The organism is Burkholderia gladioli, assembly GCF_000959725.1.
In the GTDB taxonomy this organism is placed as follows: Bacteria; Pseudomonadota; Gammaproteobacteria; order Burkholderiales; family Burkholderiaceae; genus Burkholderia; species Burkholderia gladioli.
Genome location: NZ_CP009323.1, coordinates 3,255,198 through 3,273,769, shown reverse-complemented (window position 1 = coordinate 3,273,769; position 18,572 = coordinate 3,255,198). Strand labels below are relative to the sequence as shown.

Genomic DNA, 18,572 nt, shown 5'->3' with positions numbered 1-18,572 from the left:
GGACTCGATGCTGATGTCGTGAGCCGAGTATAGGCAGTCCCCCGTCGAAATGGAACAAATTTTCCATTTCCAACGTAAATAAAATTTTCTTTGCAATCGCCTGCGAGTTGACCTAATCTTGCTCGTGAACGGCAACGTTCGACCCATAACAGAACCGACACAGGTGGAGACATGAGACTTTGCAATGGCAAGGCCGGCTTTCGCACGCACGGAATCAAGGCGGGTCTTCGGGGCGTGGTCGCGACGCTGGCCGTCGCGGCCGGGCTGGGCGCCGCCGCGCTGCCCGCGCAGGCGGCCGATGCCCGATTCGTGCTGATCAGCCACGCACCCGATTCCGATTCCTGGTGGAACACCATCAAGAACGCGATCAAGCAGGCGGACGAGGATTTCAACGTCACGACCGACTACCGCAATCCCCCCAACGGCGACATCGCCGACATGTCGCGCCTGATCGAACAGGCCGCGGCCCGCGACTACGACGGCGTGATCACCACCATCGCCGACTTCGACGTGCTGAAGAACTCGATCGGCAAGGTCACCGCCAAGAAGATCCCGCTGATCACCATCAATTCCGGCACCGAGGAACAGAGCGCCCAGCTCGGCGCGATCATGCACGTCGGCCAGCCCGAGTACGTGGCGGGCCAGGCGGCCGGCGAGAAGGCCAAGGCCGCCGGCGTGAAGTCCTTCCTGTGCGTGAACCACCTGGCCACCAACCCGGTGTCCTTCGAGCGCTGCCGCGGCTTCGCCGACGCGATCGGCGCCGACATGAAGTCCTCCACCATCGATGCCGGCACCGACCCGACCGAGATCCAGTCGAAGGTCAGCGCCTACCTGCGCAACCATCCCAAGACCCAGGCCGTGCTGACGCTCGGCCCGGTGCCGGCCGCCGCCACGCTCAAGGCGCTGCAGCAGATGGGCCTGTCGGGCAAGGTCTACTTCGCGACCTTCGATTTCTCAGACGATATCGCCAAGGCGATCCGCGCCGGCACGATCCAGTTCGCGATCGACCAGCAGCCCTACCTGCAGGGCTACATCCCGGTGGCCGTGCTGGCGATCGTGAAGAAGGACAAGACCACCGACCCGGTGAAGATCCGCCAGATCCTCGAGGCCAACCCGAAATTCCAGGCGCGCCTGGCCGCCTACGGGCTGCAGCCCTCCTACGGCCCGAAGAACATCCGCTCGGGCCCGGGTTTCATCACCAAGGACAACCTCGACAAGGTCGTGAAGTACGCAGGCCAGTACCGCTAAAAGCAGCACAGGGCATCGTTCACCGCGCGGCGCGAGGCCGCGCCTGTTCACCGGCGCCGCGGGCTGGCCCCGCGCGCCGGGCATCAAGGAGACATCATGGGTGTAGCCGGCAAGCATCTGACAGCGCAGTCCCAGCAAACCCCGCCGCCCGGCACGCGCGCCGACGAACGGCTGCGCGGCGAGGCCTGGTTCTCGCGCTTTCTCAACCGCCCCGAATTCGCCGCGATTTCCGGCACCGTGCTGGTGTTCGCGATCTTCGCGATCGGCGCGGGCGGCTCGGGCATGTTCAATCTCGACGGGATCATGAACTGGTCGCAGGTGGCGGCCTATCTCGGCATCCTCGCGGTGGGCGCCTGCCTGCTGATGGTGGCCGGCGAGTTCGATCTCTCGATCGGTTCGATGATCGGCTTCGCCGGCATGATGGTGGCGATCCCGACCGCGTATTTCCACTGGCCGATCTGGGCCGCGGTGATCTTCGCCTTCGCCGGCTCGATGGCGCTCGGCGCGCTCAACGGCTACCTGGTGATGCGCACCAGGCTGCCCTCCTTCATCGTCACGCTGGCCTTCATGTTCATCCTGCGCGGCCTCACGCTCGCGCTCTCGGTGATGTTCGCCGACCGCACCATCATCTCGGGCCTGGGCGACTACGCCCATGCCGACCCGGTCACCCACCTGCTGTTCCAGGGCGTGGCCTTCCACGGCCTGTTCCGCTGGCTGGCCCATGCCGGCATCGGTGGTGTGCTCGACAACGGCGACCCGCTGGTGCCCGGCATCCCCAAGGTGATCCTCTGGTGGCTGGCGGTCACCGTGATCGGCGCCTTCGTGCTGGCCAAGACGCGCTGGGGCAACTGGATCCTGGCGGTGGGCGGTGACGCCAACGCGGCCAAGAACGTCGGCGTGCCGGTGCGCCGCGTGAAGATCCTGCTGTTCGTGCTGACCGCCTTCTGCGCCTGCCTGTTCGCCGTGCTGCAGGTGGCCGACATCGGCTCGGCCGCGGCCGACCGCGGGCTGCAGAAGGAATTCGAGGCGATCATCGCCGCGGTGATCGGCGGCACCCTGCTCACGGGCGGCTACGGCTCGGTGGTGGGCGCCGCGTTCGGCGCGCTGATCTTCGGCGTGGTGCAGATCGGCATCACCTACACCAACATCAGCTCCGACTGGTTCCGCGTGTTCCTCGGCGTGATGCTGCTGATCGCCGTGCTGTTCAACCACTACGTGCGCCGTCGCGTGGCGCAATCCTGAGGAGCCGAACCATGTCCACGCCCTCCACGCACGACACGATTCTCGAACTCGACAACGTCAGCAAGTTCTTCGGCAAGGTGATCGCGCTGTCCGGCATCAACCTGAAGCTGCGGCGCGGCGAGGTGCATTGCCTGCTCGGCGACAACGGCGCCGGCAAGTCCACCCTGATCAAGACCCTGGCCGGCGTGCACTCGCCCTCCGAGGGCCGCTACCTGGTCGACGGCCAGCCGGTCAGCTTCGAGTCGCCCAAGGACGCGCTCGACCTGGGCATCGCCACCGTCTACCAGGATCTCGCCCTGGTGCCGCTGCTCTCGGTGGCGCGCAATTTCTTCATGGGCCGCGAGCCGAAGAAGAGGCTGTTCGGCTTCATCAACGTGATGGACCTCGACACCAGCGCCGAGATCGCCCGCGCCAAGCTCGCCGAGATGGGCATCAACGTGCGCGACGCGCACCAGCCGATCGGCACCATGTCGGGCGGCGAGCGCCAGTGCCTGGCGATCGCCCGCGCGATCCACTTCGGCGCGCGCGTGCTGATCCTCGACGAGCCCACCGCCGCGCTCGGCGTCAAGCAGAGCTTCAACGTGCTCAAGCTGATCCACACCGCGCGCGCCAAGGGCATCTCGGTGATCTTCATCACCCACAACGTCCACCACGCCTACCCGATCGGCGATTCGTTCACGCTGCTCAACCGCGGCCGCTCGCTCGGCACCTTCACCAAGGACACCATCAGCAAGGACGAGGTGCTGGACATGATGGCGGGCGGCGCCGAAATGCAGAAGATGGTCGCCGAACTCGACGGCGCCGTGATCTAACCAGGAACCGATATGGCTCACTCCCCCTTTCCCTTCGCGCCGAACCGCCCGCTCGACGTGATCTGCATCGGCCGCGTCGCGGTCGACCTGTACGCGGAGCAGATCGGCGCCCGTCTCGAGGACGCGACCAGCTTCGCCAAATACCTGGGCGGCTCGTCCGGCAACATCGCCTTCGGCGCCGCGCGCCTGGGCCTGAAATCCGCCATGCTGGCGCGCGTCGGCAACGACCACATGGGCCGTTTCGTGCGCGACACGCTGGAGCGCGAGGGCTGCGACACCCGCCAGTTGCTGACCGACCCGGAGCGGCTCACCGCCCTGGTGCTGCTCGGCCTGAAGGACCGCGATACCTTCCCGCTGGTGTTCCATCGCGAGAACTGCGCCGACATGGCGATCGACGAGGGCGACATCGACGAGGACTTCATCGCCTCCTCGAAGGCGCTGCTGATCACCGGCACGCACTTCTCGACCGACAAGGTCAACCGCGCCAGCCGCCGCGCGCTCGACTACGCGCGCCGCCACCAGGTGCGCACCGTGCTCGACATCGACTATCGCCCGGTGCTGTGGGGGCTGACCGGCAAGGCCGACGGCGAGACCCGCTTCATCGCCAACGAGGGCGTGACCGCGCATCTGCAACGGATCCTGCCGCTGTTCGACCTGGTGATCGGCACCGAGGAGGAATTCCGCATCGCCGGCGGCAAGGACAACCTGCTCGACGCGCTGGAGATGGTGCGTCGCGTGAGCAGCGCGACCCTGGTGGTCAAGCGCGGCCCGCTCGGCTGCTCGATCGTCGAGTCCGCCGTGCCGAAATCGCTCGATGCGCTCAAGCTGGTGGGCGGCGTCGAGGTCGAGGTGCTCAACGTGCTGGGCGCGGGCGATGCCTTCGCCTCCGGCTTCCTCTCGCAATGGCTGCGCGGCGGCACGCTGGAGGCGGCCGCGCGCGCGGCCAACGCCTGCGGCGCGCTGGTGGTGTCGCGCCACGGCTGCTCGCCTGCCATGCCGACGCCGGCCGAGCTGAGCTACTTCCTGCAGGAAGCCGCGCGCGACCCGCAGCGCATGCGCCGCCCCGATCTCGATGCGACGCTGGCGCGCCTGCATCGCGTCACGCCGCCGCGCAAACAGTGGGAGCAGGTGCTCGGCTTCGCCTTCGATCACCGCAACCAGTTCTTCGAGCTGGCGCAGCAGGCCGGCGCGCCGCTGGAGCGGATTCCGCGATTGAAGCGCCTGTTCGTCGAGGCGGTCGCGCAGACCGAGTCGCAACTGGGCCTGCAAGGCCAGATCGGCGTGCTGATCGACGACCGCTACGGCCAGGACGCGCTCAACGACGCCACCGGCCGCGGCTGGTGGGTGGGCCGCCCGACCGAGCTGCCCGGCTCGCTGCCGCTCGAATTCGACCATGGCCGCTCGATCGGCACCACGCTCGAGACCTGGCCGGCCGAGCACGTCGCCAAGTGCCTGGTGCGCTATCACCCCGACGAGGCACTGGAAACGCGGCTCGAGCAGGAAACCCAGCTGCGCACGCTCTACGACGCGGTGCAGGCCAGCGGCCACGAACTGCTGCTGGAGGTGATCCCGCCGCATCGCGCCGACCTGCCCGCGGGCCCCGACGTGGTCTATCGCGCGCTCAAGCGCCTCTACAACCTCGACATCTACCCGGAATGGTGGAAGCTCGAACCGCTGGACGCCGAGCAGTGGCGCGCGGTCGACCAGCTGATCGCCGAGCGCGACCCGCATTGCCGCGGCGTGGTGCTGCTGGGCCTGTCCGCGCCGGTCGAGCAGTTGATCGGCGGGTTCGCCGCCGCAGCCGCCTCGAACAGCTGCCGCGGCTTCACGGTCGGGCGCACCATCTTCTGGGAGCCGAGCCGCGCCTGGCTGGCCGGCGAGCTCGACGATGCCGGCGTGATCGCCCGCGTGCGCGAGATCTTCGAGACCCTGATCGGCGCCTGGCGCAGCGCGCGCGCCGGCGAGGTCGCGGCCCGCCGCGTCGCCTAGGAGAGCCGACCATGAACCATAGAGCGATCGAATCCGCCGCGCCCTGGCCGGGCGAGGCCACCGCCGAGGCGACCGGCACCGTGCGCCTGACCGCGGCCCAGGCCCTGGTGCGCTACCTGGCCGCCCAGCAGGTGGCCGCCGAGGACGGCAGCGGCCGCACCGAGCCGCTGTTCGGCGGGGTGTTCGCGATCTTCGGCCACGGCAACGTGGCCGGGCTCGGCGAGGCCCTGTACCAGGCGCGCGAGGTGCTGCCCACCTACCGCGCCCACAACGAGCAGGCGATGGCGCACAGCGCGATCGCCTATGCGAAGGCGCATTTTCGCCGTCGCATGATGGCCGTCACCAGCTCGATCGGCCCGGGCGCCACCAACCTGGTGACCGCCGCCGCGCTGGCCCATGTGAACCGCCTGCCGGTGCTGCTGCTGCCCGGCGACATCTTCGTCTCGCGCGCGCCCGATCCGGTGCTGCAGCAGGTCGAAGATTTCCACGACGGCGGGATCTCCGCCAACGACGCGCTCAAGCCCGTGTCGCGCTATTTCGACCGGATCGTGCACCCGGCGCAACTGCTCAACGCCCTGCCGCGCGCGCTGCGCGTGCTGACCGACGCGGCGCTGTGCGGCCCCGTCACGCTGGCGCTGCCGCAGGACGTGCAGGCCATGGCCCATGACTACCCGCTGTCGTTCTTCGCGCCGCGCGTGGTGTCCTTCCATGCCCCGGCGCCTGTCGAGACCGAGCTGGCCGCCGCGCTCGCGGCGCTGCGCGAGGCACGCCGGCCGCTGCTGGTGGCCGGCGGCGGCGCGCTCTACAGCGCGGGCGGCAGCGCCGCGCTGCGCGCCTTCGCGGACCGTCACGGCATCCCCGTGGCCGAGACGCAGGCCGGCAAGAGCAGCCTGCCCTGGAACCACCCGCTCAACGCCGGCGCGCTCGGCGTGACCGGCTCGCCCGCCGCCAACGCGCTGGCCGCCGACGCCGATTGCGTGATCGCCGTCGGCACGCGCCTGCAGGATTTCACCACCGGCTCGAACACGCTGTTCGCGAATACCGCCGTGATCGGCATCAACGCCAATGCCTTCGACGCGCTCAAGCATCGCGCGCTGGCCGTGGAGGCCGATGCGCGGCTCGCCCTCGATGCGCTCGACGCGCGCCTGGCCGGCTGGCGGGCCGAGGACGGCTGGACCACGCGCGCGCAGTCGCTGGCCGCGGCCTGGCGCGACACGGTGCAGACGCTGACCAACGCGCCCGCCCAGCCGGGCACCCTGCCCTACGACGCCGACGTGATCGGCGCCGTGCAGCGCAAGCTGGATGCCTCGGCCGCCGGCGACATCGCGGTGTGCGCGGCCGGCACGCTGCCCGCCGAGCTGCACAAGCTGTGGCGCGCGGCGGTGCCGGGCGGCTACCACGTCGAATACGGCTATTCGTGCATGGGCTACGAGATCGCCGGCGGCCTGGGCGCCAAGCTGGCGCGGCCCGAGCGCGAGGTGATCGTGTTCGTCGGCGACGGCAGCTACCTGATGATGAACAGCGAGCTGGCCACCTCGGTGATGCTGGGCGCCAAGCTGATCGTGGTGGTGCTCGACAACCGCGGCTACGGCTGCATCAACCGCCTGCAGCAGGCCTGCGGCGGCGCGCCCTTCAACAACATGATCGAGGACTGCGTGCAGGGCCCGCTCGGCGCGCCCGAGATCGACTTCGCCGCGCATGCGCGCGCGCTGGGCGCGCTGGCCGAGCACGTCGACGACGTCGCCGCGCTGGACGCCGCGCTCGAACGCGCACGCGCCGCCGATCGCAGCTACCTGATCTGCATCGACACCGATGCCACCCGCACCACCGCCGAGGGCGGCTGGTGGTGGGAGGTGGCGGTGCCCGAGGTGTCCTCGCGCCCGGCCGTGCGCGAGGCGCGCGCGAGCTACGAACGGCAACTGGCCGAGCGCGCCGGCAAGCCCGAACCCCATACTCCGGAAGCATCGACATGAGCGACTACCAGATCCGCATCGGCATCAACCCGCTGTCCTGGATGAACGACGACCTGCCCTCGCTGGGCGGCGAAACCCCGCTGTCGGTCGCGCTGACCGAAGGCCGGCAGATCGGCTACGAGGGCTTCGAGCTCGGCAACAAGTTCCCGCGCGAGCCGCAGGCGCTCAAGGCGCTGCTGGCCGAGTACCAGCTGGCGCTGGTCTCGGGCTGGTACTCGGGACGGCTGGCCGAGCGCGGCGCGCAGGAGGAGATCGACGCCGTCGGCCCGCATCTCGAACTGCTGGCGAAGAACGGCGCGACGGTGATGGTCTACGGCGAGGTGGCCGCCTCGATCCAGGGCTCGGCCGAGGTGCCGCTCTACCAGCGCCCGCGCTTCGTCAGCGAGGCGCAATGGGAGCAGTACGCGCGGCGGCTCGACGAGTTCGCGCGCTTCACGCTCAGCCACGGCGTGCGCACCGCCTATCATCACCACATGGGCGCCTATGTCGAGGCGCCGGCCGACATCGACCGGCTGATGGCCGCCACCAGCGAGGCCGTCGGCCTGCTGTTCGACACCGGCCACGTCACCTTCGGCGGCGGCGATCCGCTCGCCGTGCTCGACAAGCACATCGGCCGCGTCTGCCACGTCCACTGCAAGGACGTGCGCCCCGAGGTGATCCGGCTCGCGCGCAACCGCAACTGGAGCTTCCTGCAATCGGTGATCAACGGCGCCTTCACGGTGCCCGGCGACGGCGCGGTGGATTTCCCGTCCGTCATCGAGCGGCTCAAGCGTCATGGTTATCGCGGCTGGTTCGTGGTCGAGGCCGAGCAGGACCCGGTGATCGCGCCGAGCTACGCCTATGCCGAGAAGGGCTACCGCACGCTGCGCGCGCTGGTGGACGCCCCGCTCGAACCCGCTCGCAAGGAGGCCGCGTGATGAATACCGCCAAGCCCGGACATTCGCAGGACCTGCTGGTCAAGGCCGCCGCCAGCGGCCGCTCGATCGCCACCGTCACGCCGGAATCGGCGCGCTGGAACCACGTGGGCTTCGCCGCCTATCGGCTGAAGGCCGGCGAATCGATGGCGCTGCACGAGGCCGCGCGCGAGACCTGCATCGTGGTGATGGCGGGCCGCGTCGACATCGTCGATGCCGACGGCACGCGCTGGGACGCGCTGGGCTCGCGCGACAGCGTGTTCGAGGACAGCGCGCCCGCCGCGCTCTACCTGCCGCCCGACCGGCGCGTGACGGTCACCGCCACGCGCGATACCGAGCTGGGCGTGGCCAGCGCGCCGGGCACCGGCCGCTTCCCGCCGCGCCGCATCGAGCCGGGCGAGATGAAGCGCTCGGTGCGCGGCATCGGCGCGAACACGCGCTACGTCTGCGACATCCTCCCCCAGACCGAGCCGGCCGAATCGCTGCTGGTGGTCGAGGTGCGCACGCCCTCGGGACACGCCTCGAGCTACCCGCCGCACAAGCACGATACCGACAACGTGCCGGTCGAGAGCTTCCTGGAGGAGACCTACTACCATCGCGTGAACCCGCCGCAGGGTTTCGTGTTCCAGCGCGTCTATACCGACGAGCGCGACATCGACCAGTCGATGGCCGTGTCGAACCACGACGTGGTGATGGTGCCGCGTGGATATCACCCGGTGGTGGTGCCTTATGGCTACGATTCCTACTACCTGAACGTGATGGCCGGGCCGACCCGCGTCTGGCACTTCAAGAACGATCCCGAACACGACTGGATCGCCAAGCGCGACGCGGCGGCAGCGGCGGCCAAGGCGGGCTGAGACGTCGCGGCGGCAACGTCGAAGGCGCAGCACGGCGGCGGACGATGAAGCGGCAAGCGAGCCGTGCCATCGTCGGCCGCCGTTGCGTTTTTCCGGTCGAGGCCTCAACCGGCGCCGAGCCAGCGCGCCTCGTCCTCGCGCGTCAGTGTCCCCGGCGCGCCGTCATGGACGATCCGGCCGCGCTCCATCACGGCGATCCGCGTCGCCAGCGTGGCCGCCAACTGGCGACGCTGCTCGATCAGCAGGATCGCGACGCCGGCCTCGCCCAGCCGCGCCAGCGCCGCGCCCACCACGCGCGCGACCTGCGGCGCCAGGCCCTCGGTGGGCTCGTCGACGATCATCAAGCGCGGCGCGCCCACCATCGCGCGCGCCAGCGCCAGCATCTGCTGCTCGCCGCCCGACAGCACGGCCGCCTTGGCGCGCCAGCGCTCGGCCAGCGCCGGGAACAGCGCCCTCACTTCGTCGAAGGCCCGCTCGCGCGCCGCGCGCGGGCCTTCGCGCCAGCCCAGCCGCAGGTTGTCCTCGACGCTCAGCAGCCCGAACACGTCGCGCCGCTCGGCCACGTAACCGACGCCGCGGCGCGCGATCTCGAAGGTCGGCCGTCCCGCCACTTCCACGCCGTCGATGCGGATCGAACCGCTCGACGCGATCATGCCCATCACCGCCCTGGCCAGCGTCGAGCGGCCCGAGCCGTTGCGGCCCAGCAACGCCAGCACCTCGCCGCGGCCGAGCCTGAGATCGACGCCGTCGAGCACGGGCAAGGCACCATAGGCCGCGCTCACGCCGTGCAGTTCGAGCAGGGGCGCGGTCATGGCCGAGCTCCCGCGCCGACGCGATCACCGCGGTTGTCGAGATCGTCCGTGCCAAGGTAGGCCGCGCGCACCGCGGCGTTCGCGCGAATCTCGGCCGGCGTGCCGGTGGCGATTCGCTCGCCGCGCACCAGCACGGAGATGCGGTCCGCGAAGCCGAACACGGCATCGATGTCGTGCTCGATCATCAGCACCGTGCAGCCGGCCGTGGCCGCGCGGATCAGCGCCAGCGTGGCGCGCGCCTGCTCGCGGTTCATGCCGGCGGTCGGTTCGTCGAACAGGAACACCGAGGCGCCGCCGGCCAGGGCGATGCCGAGATCGAGCGCGCGCTGCTCGGCATAGTCGAGTTCGCCGGCCGGCACCTCGCCGCGCGTGCCCAGGCCGATCGCCTCGAGTGTCTGCCGAGCGGCGCCGTCGAGCGCGGCGGGATCGCGACACCAGCGCAATGGCCCGCGGCGTTGCGCGGGCGCGTGCATGGCCGCGCAGCGCAGGTTGTCGAGCACCGACAGGCGCTCGAACACGCTGGTCTGCTGGAAACCGCGCGCCAGCCCACGCCGCGCGATCGCGTAGGGCGCGCGGCCGGCGATCTCCCGCCCATGCAGGCGGATCGAGCCGCGCGTGGGCCGGCTGCCGCCCGCGATCAGCTCGAACAGCGTCGACTTGCCGGCGCCGTTCGGGCCGATCAGCGCGTGGCGCTCGCCGGGCTCGACGCGCAGGTCGACGCCCTGCAGCACCCGCGTCGCGCCGAAACGCTTCGCGATGCCGCGCAGTTCGAGGGCGGCGAGGGGCGTGGTGGGAGTGATCGCGGCTGGCTTGCCCGTGGCTGGGCTGCTGCGCGAGGCTGGGTCGCTCTCAGTTGAGTCGATCGCAGTTGGATTGCTCGCAGTTGAGTCGATCGCGGCTGGCTTGCTCACGACCGGGTTGTTCTCGGTCGATCTGCTCGCGGCCGGGTCGCTCACGGCAAAGCCGCTCGTCGTCAGGCTGCTCACCGCCGGATGACTCGCGGCCAAGCTGCTCATCGCCGGATGGCGCATGGCCCGATCGTTCGTCGCAGCGGCCCTCGTGCCCTGCTTCGGCGCCGCAGCCACGCCGCCGACAGGCCGGCGTCGCCCGAGCCGACCCAGCGCCGTCGCGGCCAGCGCCAACGCGATCGCGATCACCCAGCCCGGCGCCGAGCCCGCATCGAATTGCCAAACGCCGATGCTGGCGAGCCGCTGCCCGCCCTCGCCGTCGCCTAGCTGCAGCGCGTAGCCGAGCTCGACGCCGAACACGATCGCCAGCACCGCCGCCAGCCACGCCGCCAGCCTGGACAACTGGCGCAGCCGCGCTTCCCGGCCGGCGCCGCGCCAGGCCGCCGCCTGCGCGGCCAGCGCGCCCAGCAAGCCGCCCGGCGCGGCCACCACCACCGCCACGAACAGCAGGCCGAGATAAAACAACCAGGCGCGCGACAGCCCCGCCACGAAGCTGCCGAACGCAGCCATCACCGCCGCGCCGAGCACCGGCCCGAAGAAGCCGCCGCTGCCGCCGATCACGGTCGCGAACAGCACCGTGGCCGAGCGCAGCATCGAGACGCTGTCCGAGGAGGCCAACTCGACGTCGATCAAGGTCAGCGTGCCGGCCACGCCGGCGAAGAACGCGGCGATCACCATCATCAGCAGCCGCAGCCGGCACGGATCGGTGCCGAGCGCGGCGACGCGGCGCGGCTTGTCGCGCACGGCGCGAGCCAGCCGCGCGAACGGGGTGGCCAGCACGACGCGCATCGCCAAGGCCGACAACAGGCACCACGCGGCGATCAGCGCATAGGCCTCGCGATCGTCGCCGAAGCGCCAGGCGCCGAGCGGCGCGCCCGCGGCGCGATCGATCGCGAGGCCGCCGGCGCCGCCGAACCAGTCCGGCACGCTCCAGGCCGCCGCCGCGATCAGCTCGCCCAGGCCCAGCGTGATCATCGCGAAGGCGGTGCCGGCGCGGCGCGTGGCGATCGCGCCGAACAGCAGGCCGAAGCCGGCGCCGCCCAGGCCACCGGCCAGCGGCAGCCAGGGCAGCGCGAACCCGAAGCGGTTGAAGGCATGCGCGGCGACGAAGGCGCCCAGGCCGGCGAAGGCCGCGTGACAGAAGGACAGCAGCCCGGTGCTGCCGAGCAGCAGGTTGTAGGACAGCGCCAGCACCACCAGCGCCGCTGTCTGCGCGAGCCAGGCCAGCACCGCGCCCTGCGGCCAGATCAACGCCGGCAGCACCAGCAGGCCGACCAGCGCGAGCCAGCCGGCCGCTTCGCGCGAGCGGCGCGCCTCAGGCATCCTCGCGCTCCCCGAACAAGCCGCGCGCGCGGCTCACCAGCACCGCCACCAGCAGCAGGTAGGGCACCAGCGGCGCGCACTGGGCCACGCTCAGCGCGCGCCAGGCCTCGGGCAAGGTCGCGCCCAGCGCGTCGGCCAGGCTGCCGAGCGAGGCCGTGCTGGCCACCGCGAAGGTCTGCGCGCAGCCCACCAGCAGCGAGGCGAGAAAGGCCCCGCCCAGCGAGCCGAGCCCGCCGATCACCACCACCGCGAACACCACCGAGCCCACCGTGCCGGCCATCGACGGCTCGACCACCGTCAGCGGCGCGCCGATCGCCCCGGCCAGCGCGGCCAGCGCCGTGCCGGCCGCGAACACCAGGGTGGTCAGGCGCGGCACGTCGTGGCCGAGCGCCTCGACCGCGGCGCGATGGGTGAGCGCCGCGCGCACGATGCGGCCCGTCTGCGAGACGCGCAGCAGCAGGCCCAGCGCCAGCAGCATGGCCACCGAGACCAGCATCACGAAACCGCGATAACGCGGGAAGGCCGCGCCGTAGAGCGTGAACCAGGTGCCGTCGAGCCCGGCGGGCACGGTGGCGGCGAGCGGCGCGGCGCCCCAGGCCAGCTTCGCGCCCTCCGCGATCAGGTAGGCCAGCCCGAAGGTCAGCAGCATCTCGCCGAGATGCCCCTGCGCGCGCACGCGGCGCAGCAGCAGGCGCTCGACCAGCGCGCCGAGCCCGCCCACCAGCAGCGGCGCCAGCACGAAGGCCGCCCAGGGATCGAGCCGCGCCGCCAGCAGCACGCCGAAGTAGGCGCCGAGCAGGTAGAAGCTGGCATGCGCGAAATTGAGCACGCCCAGCAGGCTGAAGATCAGCGTCAGCCCCGCCGACAGCATGAACAGCAGGAGCCCGTAACCGAGGCCCGTCAGCAGGTTGACCAGGAAGGACTGCACGCGCGCGTCAGCCCGCCAGCGGCGCGAGCGCGGCGCGCAGCGCCTCGGGCAGCGGTACCGGGCGCCGGCTCTCGCGGCCCACGTAGACGTGCACGAAATGACCCTGCGCGGCGGGCGCCGCCTCGCCCTCGGCGAACAGGCCGATCTCGTAGCGCACGCTCGAGCTGCCGAGCCGCGCCACGCGCAGGCCGGCCTCGACGCGCTGCGGGAAGGACAGCGAGGCGTAGTAGTTGCACTGCGTCTCGACCACCAGGCCGATGGTCTCGCCGCGCTCGAAATCGAGCACGCCGCGCGCAATCAGGTAGTCGTTGACCACCGTGTCGAAGTAGCTGTAGTAGACGACGTTGTTGACGTGGCCATAGACGTCGTTGTCCATCCAGCGCGTCGGGATGGCGAGGAAATGGCGGTAGGCCTCGCGGCCGAGCGGCGCGGGTTTGCCGACGGATTGATTCATGGGAAACGCGCTCCGTTGGGTGGATGATCGCAAGCTTGCTCAGGCACGCCAGCGCGGCGTCTCGCCGGTGGCCCAGACCACGGCGAGAAACACCGCGCTCAGGACCAGCACCGCCAGCAGGAAGCGCCCCTGCCCGCGCTTGGGCGGGTAGACGAAGGCGGCGCCCGACATCAGCGCGACATAGGCCAGCAGGACCAGCCAGCCCTGCCAGGTGGCGGGTGCACCCCAGCCCCAGCCATGGGTTTTCGCCGGGAACCAGTAAGGATCCATGTCTCGCTCGCGTGCTCGAATTCGTGACGATGCCGGCGATTCTATGGGAGCGTCGGGGTACTGACCAGCCGGGCGGCGACACGAAAAGACACGATGTCCCGGGAATTCGCGCCGGGCGGGCTCGTCGAAACCTGACATCGAGATGACAATCTCGCGATATCGACCACCTGCGCGACGAGGATTCCATGCCCGCTTCCCACCTGATCACCACCGCCTTCGAACTGCCCGGCCAGCGCATCGAGGCCTCGCTCGGCATCGCGCGCGGCATCGTGGTGCGCTCGCGCTCGATCGTAGGCTCGTTCGGCGCCGCGATCCAGACGATCTTCGGCGGCAATATCTCTCTCTATACCTCGTTGTGCGAGCGCGCCCGGCAGGAAGCCTACGACAAGATGCTGGCCCAGGCCGCCGGGCTCGGCGCCAACGCCATCATCGGCATGCGCTACGACGCCACCGAGATCGGCTCGGGCATCACCGAGGTGCTCTGCTACGGCACGGCCGTGCGCGTGGTGCCGGCCGCGGCCGGCTGAGCGGCGGCGGCGGCGCCGCGGGAAACAGGAAAGCAAGAAGGCCGCGCGGGTCGATGCCCGCGCGGCCTTCGTATGTTTGCCGCCGGTTCGGTCGACTGGTTTATTGCCCCGGCCGGTCGACGAAGCTCACCTCGAGGCCGCGCGCGCGCATCCAGTCCGCCACCGCGTAGCCGGTGCCGGCGCGCCAGGGGCGCAGCTTCGGCGGCTCGACCAGGCGGTATTCGAGCAGCTCCGGCGAGAGCCGCACCTCGCCCGAGGCACGCACGTGATAGGCGATGATCAGCTCGTTCTTGCGGATGAATTCATAGACGCCCACTAGCTCGACCGTGTCGGCCCGCAAGGCGGTCTCCTCCAGCACCTCGCGCGCGATCCCTTCTTCCGGCGTCTCGCCGTTCTCGAGGAAACCGGTGATCAGCGCGAACATGCCTTCGGGCCAGGCGGCATTGCGCGCCAGCAGCACCTTGCCGTCGATCTCGACGATCGCGGCCACCACCGGCAAGGGGTTGTTCCAGTGGACATAACCGCATTCGACGTCGGGACAGGCCTGGCGCGTGCGGCCGCCCTCCTCGGGCGAATCGGCGCGGGTCGTGAGCGGGCTCGCGCAGCGCGGGCAGAAACGGTACTCGGCAGTGGTCATCGGAGGGGAGCGCATGCGGCGCGGCCTTGAACCGCCAGGCGCGCCGTCGTTCGAGGAATCGGCGAAGCGCTCATTCTAGCGAGTTTGGCGCTTGCGCATCGGCCGCCGGTTCGCCCTGGCCGAAGGGCCGCGCCGCCGCCTCGTCGGCCCGGCACGCGCCGGTCTCGCCAGCGGCTCCGGAACGCGAGCGGCAGCGAGTCGCCCCGATTGTCCCGGCCGCGCCGCCGCCGGCCTTTGCTGCCCTTTGCTGCCCTTTGCTGCCCTTTGCTGCCCTTTGCTGCTCCTGCTGCTCCTGCTGCTCCTGCCGCCCACGCCGCATCAAACGCCCTGCCCGCCCCGCTCGATCGCCCGGCCGCGCGCCGCCAGCCCCCAGGCCGCGAAACCGGCCGCTCCCGCCAGCAGCACCGCTACCGCGATCCACAGCGCCGGCGTGAACGAGCCGGCGCGTGCCACCACGGGCGCTGCGACCAGCGGCCCGGCGATCTGCCCGAGCCCGTAGCAGGCCGTGGCGTAACCCATCAGGCCCGCCGCGTCGTCGCCGTGCAGGCGGCGCGCCTCGCGCATCGCGAACAGCGTGATCGCCGTGAACGGCAGGCCCAGCAGCGCGCTGCCCAGGGCGAATCCGGCCGCGCTCGGCCAGACGATGCCGAGCACGATCGCCAGCGCCTGCAGCGCGTAGCACAAGGCCAGCAACAGGCGATTGTCCCAGCGCGCGGGCAGCCGCGAGCCGAACACCGCGCCCAGCATCTGCGCCGCGCCGAACATCGGCCAGAAGCGATCGGGCCAGGGCGAGCCGATCGGCAGCGCGCCGCGCGCGATCACCGGCAGGAAGGTGGCCGTGATGATGTAGCCGAAACCGGGCGCGCCATAGAGCAGCACCAGCCGGCGCGCATCGCGACGTGCCACGGCATGCAGGCCCGGCCGGCCGGAAGACTCGGGCCGCCGCATCTTCCCTGCCCTCGCCCGCGCCCCCGCCCTCGGCGCGAACATGCGCCAGATCGGCGCCGCCAGCAGCACCGCGAGCAAGGCGAAGCCGAGCCAGCCGGGCTCGGCGTGCCGGCCGGCCAGGGCGGCACCGACCAGGCCCGTCACCACGATACCGAAGCCCGCTCCGGTGAAGATCACCCCGCCCCATTGCAGCGCGTCCTGCTCGGCGAGCCGGCGCATCCCCCATTGCGCGGCGAACACGAAGGTCCAGGCGCTCACCACGCCGGCCAGGAAACGCACCGGCAGCCAGAACGCGAAGCCGGGCAGCAGGCCCATCGCGGCGGTCAGCGCGATGGTGGCCAGCAGGCCGCCGCGCACCATGCGCGCCTCGTCGATCCGGATCGCCGCGCAGCTCAGGGCGCCGACGAAATAACCGGCGTAGTTCACCGAGGCCAGCCAGCCGCCGTGGCGGATGTCGAGCGCGCCCTGGGCCAGCATCAAGGGCAGCAAGGGCGTGAAGGCGAAGCGGCCCACGCCGAGCGCGACGGCCAGCACGGCGGCGCAGGCCAGCGCGATGCGCAGCGGGCCGGGACCGCGCGCGGCGGCCGGGTCGGTTGCCGTGGAACCGGCCGTGGCGCCCGAAGCGGTCGAGGCACTCGAAGCGATCGAAGTCACCGATGCGGCCGAAACAGTCGAATCGAAGGAAGACGGGGCTGGCGGGGCAAGCGGGCGAGTCATGCGGCTCCGGGTCGGCGAAAGGGCGCGCCGGCCATCCGACGCGTCATTTCATGCTAGCCTGCCCACTTGATCTCGAAAAATGAATAATCGAGAAGCAATTGTTCTCCAGGAGAGAATCATGGATCTGGCGGCATTGGCGATCTTCCGCGCCGTGGTGCGCGAAAACGGCGTCACGCGCGCGGCGGCCAAGCTCAACCGCGTGCAGTCGAACGTGACCACGCGCATCCGCCAGTTGGAGGCGGCGCTCGGCACCGCGCTGTTCGCGCGCGACGGCCGCCGCCTGGTGCTGACCCCGGCCGGCGAGACCCTGCTGCCCTATGCCGAGCGCCTGCTGGCGCTGGCCGACGAGGCGCGGCACGCGGTGCGCGAGGATCATCCTCACGGACGGCTGCGGCTCGGCACCATGGAGAGCACGGCCGCGGCGCGCCTGCCCGAGGTGCTCGCGCGTTATCACCAGCGCTGGCCCGAGGTCGGCCTGGAATTGGTGACGGGCGTGACCCGGCGGTTGATCGAGCAGGTCCGCGATTTCGAGCTCGACGCCGCCCTGCTCGCCACGCCGCCGCAGCCCGAGCTGCTCGACCCGGCCGTGTTCGAGCAGGTGAGCGTCTATCACGAGCCGCTGGCGCTGATCGCGCCGCGCGGCCATCCGCGCATCGTCACCGCGCGCGACCTGCGCGTGCCGACCCTGGTGGCCTTCGAGCGCGGCTGCGCCTATCGCGGTTATGTCGAGCGCTGGTACGCGGCCGCCGAATGCCAGCCCTCGCGCGTGCTCGAACTGGGTTCCTACCACGCGATCCTGGCCTGCGTGGCGGCCGGCGCGGGGGTGGCGATCGCGCCGCGCAACGTGCTGGACGGCTCGCCGATGTCGGCGGCGATGTCGATCCACGCGGTGGCCGACATCGCGCCTGTCGACACCTTGCTGGTATGGCGGCGCGGCCACGGCTCGGCCGCCTTGCTGGCGCTGCGCGACGCGCTGCTCGCACAGGCCGGCGGAACCGACGACCAGGCCCGGGTGACGACGACCGGCGAGGCTGTCGCCGGCAAGCCCAGCCGCACGAGGCGCAAGCGAGCGAGCGCGGCGGCGGCCTGAACGCGGCGGCGCCTCCCGCGCGTCGTCAAGACGAAACGAAACCCGCCCCGCTCAACCGCCGAACCACCCCGCATCGACGTAATACTCGCGCGCGGTGCAGCGCGCCGCGTCGTCGGAGGCGAGGAACAGCGCCATGCTCGCCACGTGCTCCGGCTCCACGCGCAGGTGCAGGCACTGCGCATCCACCAGCCGCGCCTCGCTCTCGGGCGACTGCCACAGCTGCATCTGGCGCGGCGTCCTCACCGCGCCGGGCACGATGCAGTTCACGCGGATGCCGAACTCGCCGAGGTCGCGCGCCAGCCCCCGCGTGAGCCCCTCGATGCCGGCCTTGGCGGTCATGTAGATCGACAGCCCGCGCTCGGCGATATGCCAGGAGATCGAGCCGAGATTGAGGATCACGCCGCGCCCGAGCCGCTTCATGCCGGGCAGCACCGCCTGCGCGCAGAAGAACTGGTGGCGCAGGTTCACCTCCATGCGGCGGTCCCAGTAGTCGGCGCTCACCGCGCCGATCTCGTGGCGATCGTCGTTGGCGGCATTGTTGACGAGCACCTCGACGGGCCCCGCCTCGGCCTCGATCTCGGCTAAGGCCGCGTTCAGCGCCTCGATGTCGCGCAGGTCGCAATGGCGGAACACGGGCGGATGCGCGGCGCCGGCGAGCGAGGCCGCGAGCGCCTCGGAGGCCTCGCGCGCGACGTCGACGAAGCTCACGCGCGCGCCCTGCGCCACGAAGGCCGCGACGATGGCCGCGCCGATGCCGCTGCCGCCGCCGGTGACGAGGACATGGCGGCCGGCCAGGCTCGGATAGATGGCATGGGTCATGGATGTTCCGGAAAAGCGGTCAGGAAAACGTTGATAAGAAAGGA

General features: G+C 71.0%; 17 protein-coding genes. 9 read left to right on the top strand and 8 right to left on the bottom strand.

Going from position 1 to position 18,572, the window contains the following annotated elements; all coding sequences use genetic code 11:
- Positions 1-171 precede the first annotated feature (171 nt).
- The 7 genes from BM43_RS31480 (at position 172) to iolB (ending at position 9,035) form a co-directional block, all read left to right on the top strand.
- Entirely contained in the window at positions 172-1,248 is a 1,077-nt protein-coding gene (locus BM43_RS31480; RefSeq protein ID WP_036051841.1) for a sugar ABC transporter substrate-binding protein, read from the top strand.
- Between the two features lie 96 nt (positions 1,249-1,344).
- The gene (locus BM43_RS31475; protein WP_013697714.1) at positions 1,345-2,490 is read left to right on the top strand and encodes an ABC transporter permease; all 1,146 of its coding nucleotides are present in this window, start codon (positions 1,345-1,347) and stop codon (positions 2,488-2,490) included.
- Between the two features lie 11 nt (positions 2,491-2,501).
- On the top strand, positions 2,502-3,302 hold the full coding sequence (locus BM43_RS31470; RefSeq protein WP_036051842.1) for an ATP-binding cassette domain-containing protein: 801 nt from the start codon (positions 2,502-2,504) through the stop codon (positions 3,300-3,302).
- 12 nt (positions 3,303-3,314) lie between these two features.
- On the top strand, positions 3,315-5,291 hold the full coding sequence (locus BM43_RS31465) for a bifunctional 5-dehydro-2-deoxygluconokinase/5-dehydro-2-deoxyphosphogluconate aldolase (RefSeq protein ID WP_036051843.1): 1,977 nt from the start codon (positions 3,315-3,317) through the stop codon (positions 5,289-5,291).
- Positions 5,292-5,302: 11 nt separating this feature from the next.
- Positions 5,303-7,264 carry a 3D-(3,5/4)-trihydroxycyclohexane-1,2-dione acylhydrolase (decyclizing) gene (iolD, locus tag BM43_RS31460; protein ID WP_036051844.1) on the top strand — a complete coding sequence of 654 codons (1,962 nt, stop codon included), beginning with the start codon at positions 5,303-5,305 and terminating at the stop codon, positions 7,262-7,264.
- Complete coding sequence (iolE, locus tag BM43_RS31455) at positions 7,261-8,181, top strand: myo-inosose-2 dehydratase (RefSeq protein WP_036051845.1); 921 nt, start codon at positions 7,261-7,263, stop codon at positions 8,179-8,181. Before iolD ends, iolE begins: the two co-directional genes overlap by 4 nt.
- Positions 8,181-9,035, top strand: coding sequence for a 5-deoxy-glucuronate isomerase (gene iolB / locus BM43_RS31450; protein WP_036051846.1), 855 nt, complete (start codon positions 8,181-8,183; stop codon positions 9,033-9,035). The genes iolE and iolB overlap by 1 nt, the downstream gene beginning before the upstream one ends.
- A gap of 104 nt (positions 9,036-9,139) precedes the next feature.
- Here the strand turns inward: iolB and BM43_RS31445 are convergent, their stop codons facing one another.
- From BM43_RS31445 to BM43_RS31425, 5 genes are read right to left on the bottom strand one after another with little or no spacing between them, the layout of a single operon-like run.
- Entirely contained in the window at positions 9,140-9,847 is a 708-nt protein-coding gene (locus BM43_RS31445; RefSeq protein ID WP_036051847.1) for an ABC transporter ATP-binding protein, read from the bottom strand.
- A complete protein-coding gene (locus tag BM43_RS31440) occupies positions 9,844-12,138 on the bottom strand; it encodes a branched-chain amino acid ABC transporter ATP-binding protein/permease (RefSeq protein WP_036051848.1) in 2,295 nt (764 codons plus the stop codon). The genes BM43_RS31445 and BM43_RS31440 overlap by 4 nt, the downstream gene beginning before the upstream one ends.
- Positions 12,131-13,066, bottom strand: a complete 936-nt coding sequence (locus BM43_RS31435) for a branched-chain amino acid ABC transporter permease (RefSeq protein ID WP_036051849.1) — start codon at positions 13,064-13,066, stop codon at positions 12,131-12,133. The genes BM43_RS31440 and BM43_RS31435 overlap by 8 nt, the downstream gene beginning before the upstream one ends.
- Positions 13,067-13,073: 7 nt before the next feature.
- Complete coding sequence (locus tag BM43_RS31430) at positions 13,074-13,520, bottom strand: acyl-CoA thioesterase (protein WP_036051850.1); 447 nt, start codon at positions 13,518-13,520, stop codon at positions 13,074-13,076.
- A 39-nt stretch (positions 13,521-13,559) separates the two neighbouring features.
- Entirely contained in the window at positions 13,560-13,790 is a 231-nt protein-coding gene (locus BM43_RS31425; protein WP_036051851.1) for a hypothetical protein, read from the bottom strand.
- A gap of 185 nt (positions 13,791-13,975) precedes the next feature.
- Between BM43_RS31425 and BM43_RS31420 the strand changes: the two genes are divergently transcribed.
- Positions 13,976-14,317, top strand: coding sequence for a YbjQ family protein (locus BM43_RS31420; protein WP_013697703.1), 342 nt, complete (start codon positions 13,976-13,978; stop codon positions 14,315-14,317).
- A 100-nt stretch (positions 14,318-14,417) separates the two neighbouring features.
- On the opposite strand, the gene BM43_RS31415 is transcribed toward BM43_RS31420, so the two are convergent.
- Together BM43_RS31415 and BM43_RS31405 are read right to left on the bottom strand one after the other, a co-directional pair.
- Positions 14,418-14,954 (bottom strand): NUDIX domain-containing protein, encoded by a 537-nt coding sequence (locus BM43_RS31415; RefSeq protein WP_013697702.1) that lies wholly within the window; start codon positions 14,952-14,954, stop codon positions 14,418-14,420.
- Positions 14,955-15,272: 318 nt separating this feature from the next.
- Positions 15,273-16,619, bottom strand: a complete 1,347-nt coding sequence (locus BM43_RS31405; protein ID WP_036051853.1) for a YbfB/YjiJ family MFS transporter — start codon at positions 16,617-16,619, stop codon at positions 15,273-15,275.
- 118 nt (positions 16,620-16,737) lie between these two features.
- On the opposite strand from BM43_RS31405, the gene BM43_RS31400 reads away from it, so the two are divergent.
- A complete protein-coding gene (locus BM43_RS31400) occupies positions 16,738-17,709 on the top strand; it encodes a LysR family transcriptional regulator (protein WP_036051854.1) in 972 nt (323 codons plus the stop codon).
- A gap of 51 nt (positions 17,710-17,760) precedes the next feature.
- On the opposite strand, the gene xylB is transcribed toward BM43_RS31400, so the two are convergent.
- The gene (gene xylB / locus BM43_RS31395) at positions 17,761-18,528 is read right to left on the bottom strand and encodes a D-xylose 1-dehydrogenase (protein ID WP_036051855.1); all 768 of its coding nucleotides are present in this window, start codon (positions 18,526-18,528) and stop codon (positions 17,761-17,763) included.
- Between the last annotated feature and the right edge of the window lie 44 nt (positions 18,529-18,572).

Bases quoted from the DNA above. Each gene is read 5' to 3' on its own strand.
- BM43_RS31480 (WP_036051841.1), top strand. From the start codon at position 172: ATGAGACTTTGCAATGGCAAGGCCGGCTTTCGCACGCACGGAATCAAG.
- BM43_RS31475 (WP_013697714.1), top strand. From the start codon at position 1,345: ATGGGTGTAGCCGGCAAGCATCTGACAGCGCAGTCCCAGCAAACCCCG.
- BM43_RS31470 (WP_036051842.1), top strand. From the start codon at position 2,502: ATGTCCACGCCCTCCACGCACGACACGATTCTCGAACTCGACAACGTC.
- BM43_RS31465 (WP_036051843.1), top strand. From the start codon at position 3,315: ATGGCTCACTCCCCCTTTCCCTTCGCGCCGAACCGCCCGCTCGACGTG.
- iolD (WP_036051844.1), top strand. From the start codon at position 5,303: ATGAACCATAGAGCGATCGAATCCGCCGCGCCCTGGCCGGGCGAGGCC.
- iolE (WP_036051845.1), top strand. From the start codon at position 7,261: ATGAGCGACTACCAGATCCGCATCGGCATCAACCCGCTGTCCTGGATG.
- iolB (WP_036051846.1), top strand. From the start codon at position 8,181: ATGAATACCGCCAAGCCCGGACATTCGCAGGACCTGCTGGTCAAGGCC.
- BM43_RS31445 (WP_036051847.1), bottom strand. From the start codon at position 9,847: ATGACCGCGCCCCTGCTCGAACTGCACGGCGTGAGCGCGGCCTATGGT.
- BM43_RS31440 (WP_036051848.1), bottom strand. From the start codon at position 12,138: ATGCCTGAGGCGCGCCGCTCGCGCGAAGCGGCCGGCTGGCTCGCGCTG.
- BM43_RS31430 (WP_036051850.1), bottom strand. From the start codon at position 13,520: ATGAATCAATCCGTCGGCAAACCCGCGCCGCTCGGCCGCGAGGCCTAC.
- BM43_RS31425 (WP_036051851.1), bottom strand. From the start codon at position 13,790: ATGGATCCTTACTGGTTCCCGGCGAAAACCCATGGCTGGGGCTGGGGT.
- BM43_RS31420 (WP_013697703.1), top strand. From the start codon at position 13,976: ATGCCCGCTTCCCACCTGATCACCACCGCCTTCGAACTGCCCGGCCAG.
- BM43_RS31415 (WP_013697702.1), bottom strand. From the start codon at position 14,954: ATGACCACTGCCGAGTACCGTTTCTGCCCGCGCTGCGCGAGCCCGCTC.
- BM43_RS31405 (WP_036051853.1), bottom strand. From the start codon at position 16,619: ATGACTCGCCCGCTTGCCCCGCCAGCCCCGTCTTCCTTCGATTCGACT.
- BM43_RS31400 (WP_036051854.1), top strand. From the start codon at position 16,738: ATGGATCTGGCGGCATTGGCGATCTTCCGCGCCGTGGTGCGCGAAAAC.
- xylB (WP_036051855.1), bottom strand. From the start codon at position 18,528: ATGACCCATGCCATCTATCCGAGCCTGGCCGGCCGCCATGTCCTCGTC.